Origin of the sequence: uncultured Fretibacterium sp. (genome assembly GCF_963544685.1) — a bacterium.
Lineage (GTDB): Bacteria > Synergistota > Synergistia > Synergistales > Aminobacteriaceae > CAJPSE01.
The window spans coordinates 1-5,426 of the sequence record NZ_CAUUGJ010000135.1 but is presented as its reverse complement, the minus strand read 5'-3'; the positions used below and the strand labels follow the sequence as shown (position 1 = coordinate 5,426).

Sequence of the window (5,426 nt, the reverse complement as noted above, 5' to 3'; positions counted from 1 at the left end):
CGTCGTGCAGGTTCCAGGTCCGGAGCCCGACGACACGTTTGCCCTGCCGCAGGGCAAAGCCCAACTCCGTCAAGGTCCCGTAGGCGCCGCCGATGGAGATGACGGCCGAACCCGCCGAGGCGACGGCCATGTTGCGGAGCTCGCCGAGCCCCGTCACGATCGGCAGGTCTACGTAGGGGTTGGCCTCTTCCATGGATGTGGGCAGGAGTCCGACGGAGGTCCCGCCCTCCTCCCGGACGCCCCTGCAGACGCCCTCCATCACGCCGCCGCGCCCGCCGCAGACGACAATGCAGCCGCGCCGGGCGAGCAGGCGGCCCGTCTCCCGAGCCAGCTCGTAGAGATCCGGGGTGGCCGTCGAGGTCCCGATGACGCTGACGATCCGCTTTCTCTCTGGGATGTTTTCCTGATGTTTTCTCAAGTTCAAGGGACTTAACCTCCTAAGGTGGCGTCGGCCGAGAATGAGCGTCCCAGCAGCGCCAGGCCCGACAGGGTCAGCAGGCTGACGAGGATCAGGAGAGTCGTCGCCGCGCAAGCGAACCCTGTGGAGACGTAGAACGCCTGATAGAGCACGACCGGAAAGGTCTGAGTGACGGAGCCGGTGACCATGACGGCCAGCTGGAACTCTCCGAGCGACATGGCGAAGGTCATCAGGGCGCCGGAGAGCAGTCCGGGCAGCAGGTTCGGGATCAGAACCCGGCGCAGCGTCATCCCGAACGAGGCCCCCAGCGATAAGCACGCCTCCTCCAGGAGGCTCCATCGGATCATCTCGATATTGGCCATCAGGGGACGCATCATGAAGGGCAGCGTATAGACGACGTGGGCCCCCAGAAGAAGCGGCCAGGTTCCGACCAGAGAAAAGCCCTTCCAGTTGAAGGCCTGGATCAACCCCAGCCCCATCACGACCGGCGGTATGGCTATGGGCAGCAGCATGCAGAAGTCGAAGAGGGTCCGCAGCCGCCGGCTGTTCAGAGCGTGGATGGCGTAGACCGCAGGGACCGCGATCGCGGCGTTGAGCAGAACCGTCAGCGCCGCAACTCTGAGGCTCATGAACATGGCGCGGACATACATGGACTTGCCGAAGAGCTGGACGTACCACTTCAGGGTGAACCCCGAGGGAAGGAGGGTACCAAACCATTTATCCCCGAAAGAGCCCAGGACCATCAGAAAGATGGGGGACAGGACGAAAGCGAAGTACAGGACGATCAAGGACAAGAAAAAGGAACGTCGGAGCAACATGAAACCATTCTCTCCTCCTCGGAAGTATTGACCTCATTATAAGGCAGTTTGACCGAACGGGGGAGTGGGGCGGAGCGATAAGTGTCGCGGATAAGTGTCATGGAACTGCAGGGGGCGCGGATTGTCGCGCCCCCTGATCGTCCCGGTGGTCGAGTCGGTTTTGGCTCCCGATGCCTCAGAACACTGCGTAGTCGGCGTCCAGCGGGTCGGCGATGAACATGCAGCCCGGGGAGTGCGTGATGGCGAACTCCGGCTTCACCGCCATGATCGCCGCCTGGGGCGTGACGCCGCAGGCCCAGAAGACGGGGAGCTCCCCGGGACGAATCTCCACGGGGTCGCCGAAGTCGGGCTTGCCGATGTCCGCGATGCCGATGGCCCCCGGGTCCCCCACGTGGACCGGAGCGCCGTGCACCGCCGGGAACCGTCCCGTGCAGAGCACCGCCCTCGGCACCAGGGGCGCGGGGATCGGCCGCATGGAGACGACCATCGGGCCCTTCAGACGGCCCGCGGGGTGACAGGGGATGTTGGTGACGAACATGGGGACGTTGCAGTCGCACTCGATGTGCCGGATGCCGATATGGGACTGGAGCAGCGCGCCCTCGAAGGAGAAGGAGCAGCCCAGAAGGAAGGCGACGAGGTCGTCCCTCCAGTAGCGCCTGACGTCCGTTGGCTGGTCGACGCATTCCCCGTCCCTCCAGACGCGGTAGCGCGGGATGTCCGTCGCGATGTTCGCGCCCGGCGCCACCAGGCGGGGCTCGGTGTCCCCCGGCTCCGTCACGTCCAGGATGGGACAGGGCTTGGGGTTGCGCTGTGCGAACACCAGGAAGTCATAGGCCAGGTCCCTGGGCAGAACCACCAGGTTGGCCTGCACGTGGCCCGCACACATGCCGGAGGTTGGGCGGTCCCATTTCCCCTCCCGGATCATCCGGCGCACGTCCTGCGGACTGTGGTTTGCATAGTCGCTCATCTTGGCCATGGTCTGAATCCTCCTCTCCGGGGCCTCCAGCCCCGGACCTTCGATTGGCGGGCACTTCTGCCGCGGAGTGCCGTGTATGGCGATCGTGTATGGGGATCATGGATCATGGATGGCCGACTGTCCCCGCGGAGCTCAGCCGCGCAGCGGCCCGACCGCGATGCCCTCCCTCTCCAGCGTTGCGCGCACCGTCCGGGCCATACCGACGGCGTCGGGGTTGTCCCCGTGCACGCAGATGGAATGAGCCTTCAGGCGAAGTTCACTGCCGTCGGCCGCCGTCACGACCCCCTCCTTGACCAGCCTCACCATGCGGGCCGCGGCCTCCTCGGGATCGTGGATGAAGGCCCCCGGCCTGCCGCGTGGAACCAGGGAGCCGTCGGGCATGTAGCCTCGGTCGACGAAGGCCTCCGCGGCGAAGGGGACGCCCGCATCGGCCGATGCGGCCTCGAAGGCGGAGCCCGCCAGCCCCATCAAAATGACGCCCTCCCCCAGCGCGCGCACGGCGCGGGCGATGGCCTCCGCCAACCGGGGGTCCTTGGCCGCTTGGTTGTACATCGCCCCATGCGGCTTCACGTGCTGGAGCTCGATCCCCTCGGAGCGGCAGACGGCGGCGAGCGCGCCCGCCTGATAGAGCGTATAGGCATAGAGCTCGTCCGGCGTGCAGGCCATGCTGCGCCGCCCGAACCCCATCAGGTCGGGATACCCCGGGTGTGCGCCGACGGCCACGCCCGCGGCCCTGGCCGCACGCACGGTCCCGAGCATCACCATGGGGTCGCCGGCATGCCATCCGCAGGCCACGTTCGAGGAGGTGATGGACCTCATCACCTCCTCGTCCATGCCCATCCTCCAGTCTCCGAAACTCTCGCCCAAATCGCTGTTCAGGTCGATGTGCAGATCCGTGAATGCCATCGTGGAAATGCCCCCTTTCAAAGCCTCAAGGCTGCCGTGCTGCCGCTCGTGCACCGGGCCGCCGGTGCGGTCGTTCCCCTCCAGATTAGGCATGGTAAAGCGGAAAGTCAAGAGAAAACTTCACTGCTTTTCAATTGAGCCAGTCTGCATGCTTGCATGTATAATTAAGCGAACTTATAGTAAGAAAGCGCGGTGAATTCCACGGGATGATTTTTTCCTCAGGACGCCGTGCGCACAACCCGCGGGGAGGAATGAAGCATGACGGAACTGCAGAGGAAACACTCGAAAGGGGAGACGGTGAGCATACTGCTCGGTGCGGCCTTCCTGATGGCGACCTCGGCCATCGGTCCTGGCTTCATTACGCAGACGACCGTGTTCACGGAGCGGCTGAAAGCCGCCTTCGCCTTTGCCATTGTGGTCTCGGTCCTCGTGGACATCGTTGTCCAGCTCAATGTCTGGCGCATCCTTGCCGTTTCGGGCCTGCGCGGACAGGATGTCGCCAACCGGGTGCTGCCGGGCCTGGGCTATTTCCTGGCCTTTGCCGTGGCGCTCGGAGGCCTGGCCTTCAACATCGGCAACGTCGGCGGCGCGGCCCTGGGGTTCAACGTCATGCTGGGCATGGATCAGAACACGGGGGCCATCGTCAGTGCCGTCATCGCCATCGCCATCTTCCTGTGGCGCGACCTGGGCAGGGCCATGGACCGGTTCACCCAGGTCCTCGGCCTCGTCATGCTCGCCATGATCGCCTACGTGGTCGTCCGGACCAGCCCACCCGCGGCCGAGTCCGTGCGCGAGATCGTCAAGCCCTCCGTCATCGACTGGACGACGATCCTGACGCTGGTGGGGGGAACCGTAGGCGGCTACATCACCTTCTCCGGCGCACACCGGATCATCGACGCGGGCATCGTCGGCACGGAGAACCTCGGGCGCATCAACCGGGGCTCCCTGAACGGAATCCTGATCACGGGCATCATGCGCTTTTTGCTGTTCATGGCGGTTTTGGGGGTCGTCGTGACCGGCGTGAAGCTCGACCCCTCAAACCCGGCCGCGGACGCCTTCCGCATCGCGGCGGGCGAGGTGGGGTACAGGATATTCGGCGTCATCCTCTGGTCCGCGGCGATCACCTCTGTGGTGGGCTGTTCCTATACCTCCGTCTCCTTCCTGCGCACGCTGTTCGGCTTTGTCGAACGCTACTACCGGTATTGGATTATCGGGTTCATCCTGGCCTCGACGATGGTCCTGACGCAGGTGGGACGTCCCGTGACGCTGCTCGTCCTGGCGGGCTCCATCAACGGAATGATCCTGCCGCTCTCGTTGGCCTCCATGCTTCTGGCCGTGCACCGCAGGGACATCATGGGCCAGTACCGCCATCCCGTCTGGCTCACCGTCCTGGGGTGGGTTATGGTCGCCTTCACGGCCTGGATGGCCTGGGGCGCTCTGCAGGGGCTCGGCAAGCTGTTCGGTCGATGAGCCGCGTTTTCTGAAATTCGACATGGGGGCAAAGCCGCCATGTCAACTTCGTAATCAAGTTCTCCAGGAGGGATGTCCCATGACCGGCTCCATCGCCCCGCGCATCCTTCACGCGGGGGAAAGCTGTCTCGTCGTCGAGTTCGGCAGCGCCATCGACCTGGGCGTGAACGCGCGGGTCCAGGCCCTGAGGAAGAGAGTCGAGGCGTCGCCCTTCCCCGGATTCGTCGAGGCTGTGCCCACGTATCGCTCGCTCGCGGTCTGTTTCGACCCGCTCAGCGCGCCGGACCCGGACCAGCTCGAGCGGCTGCTGCTGGAGATGTCCGAGGCACCGCTCGAGGCCGGACCTTCGGGCGGCGGGAGGGTCCTCGTGCCCGTCTGCTACGAGGGGGACTTCGCCCCCGACCTCGGCCGGGTCGCGGAGCACACGGGGCTTTCCCCCGACGAGGTGGTCCGCCGCCACAGCGGGGCCGAATGCTACTGCTACATGCTGGGATTCACGCCCGGGTTTTCCTACCTCGGGGGGATGGACGCGACGCTCGAGACCCCGCGGCTGCCGGAGCCGAGGGAGAGGATCCCCGCCGGATCGGTGGGGATCGCCGGGAAGCAGACGGGCATCTACCCGATCGACAGTCCCGGAGGCTGGAACCTGATCGGGCGGACGCCGCTCCGGCTTTTCGACCCCGACCGGCCCGTTCCGATCTTCCTGAACGCGGGGATGTGGGTGCGCTTCGTCCCGATCCCCATGGGGGACTTCGAACGCCTGGAGCGCGACGCCGCGCGGCCGGACTGGAAGCCCGAAGTCGTGGGGGAGGTGGAGGCGTGATGCGCCTGTCGGTTG

At 65.6% G+C, this 5,426-nt stretch carries 6 protein-coding genes; 2 read left to right on the top strand and 4 right to left on the bottom strand.

Annotated elements, in window-relative coordinates; translation table 11 throughout:
- The 4 genes from ABLA28_RS10260 to ABLA28_RS10245 form a co-directional block, all read right to left on the bottom strand.
- Window positions 1-424: TIGR00725 family protein (locus ABLA28_RS10260; RefSeq protein WP_347713584.1), on the bottom strand; the 424-nt coding region annotated here is incomplete at its 3' end.
- A gap of 5 nt (window positions 425-429) precedes the next feature.
- Entirely contained in the window at window positions 430-1,236 is an 807-nt protein-coding gene (locus ABLA28_RS10255) for an ABC transporter permease subunit (RefSeq protein WP_347713583.1), read from the bottom strand.
- A 175-nt stretch (window positions 1,237-1,411) separates the two neighbouring features.
- Complete coding sequence (locus tag ABLA28_RS10250; protein WP_347713582.1) at window positions 1,412-2,212, bottom strand: putative hydro-lyase; 801 nt, start codon at window positions 2,210-2,212, stop codon at window positions 1,412-1,414.
- A 132-nt stretch (window positions 2,213-2,344) separates the two neighbouring features.
- Complete coding sequence (locus ABLA28_RS10245; RefSeq protein WP_347713581.1) at window positions 2,345-3,118, bottom strand: 5-oxoprolinase subunit PxpA; 774 nt, start codon at window positions 3,116-3,118, stop codon at window positions 2,345-2,347.
- Between the two features lie 258 nt (window positions 3,119-3,376).
- Here ABLA28_RS10245 and ABLA28_RS10240 point away from each other — a divergent pair, with 258 nt between their 5' ends.
- Window positions 3,377-4,588 carry an NRAMP family divalent metal transporter gene (locus ABLA28_RS10240; RefSeq protein ID WP_347713580.1) on the top strand — a complete coding sequence of 404 codons (1,212 nt, stop codon included), beginning with the start codon at window positions 3,377-3,379 and terminating at the stop codon, window positions 4,586-4,588.
- A 79-nt stretch (window positions 4,589-4,667) separates the two neighbouring features.
- Window positions 4,668-5,411, top strand: coding sequence for a 5-oxoprolinase subunit PxpB (gene pxpB, locus ABLA28_RS10235; protein WP_347713579.1), 744 nt, complete (start codon window positions 4,668-4,670; stop codon window positions 5,409-5,411).
- The last annotated feature ends 15 nt before the right edge of the window (window positions 5,412-5,426 follow it).

Bases quoted from the DNA above. Each gene is read 5' to 3' on its own strand.
- ABLA28_RS10245 (WP_347713581.1), bottom strand. From the start codon at position 3,118: ATGGCATTCACGGATCTGCACATCGACCTGAACAGCGATTTGGGCGAG.
- ABLA28_RS10255 (WP_347713583.1), bottom strand. From the start codon at position 1,236: ATGTTGCTCCGACGTTCCTTTTTCTTGTCCTTGATCGTCCTGTACTTC.
- pxpB (WP_347713579.1), top strand. From the start codon at position 4,668: ATGACCGGCTCCATCGCCCCGCGCATCCTTCACGCGGGGGAAAGCTGT.
- ABLA28_RS10250 (WP_347713582.1), bottom strand. From the start codon at position 2,212: ATGGCCAAGATGAGCGACTATGCAAACCACAGTCCGCAGGACGTGCGC.
- ABLA28_RS10240 (WP_347713580.1), top strand. From the start codon at position 3,377: ATGACGGAACTGCAGAGGAAACACTCGAAAGGGGAGACGGTGAGCATA.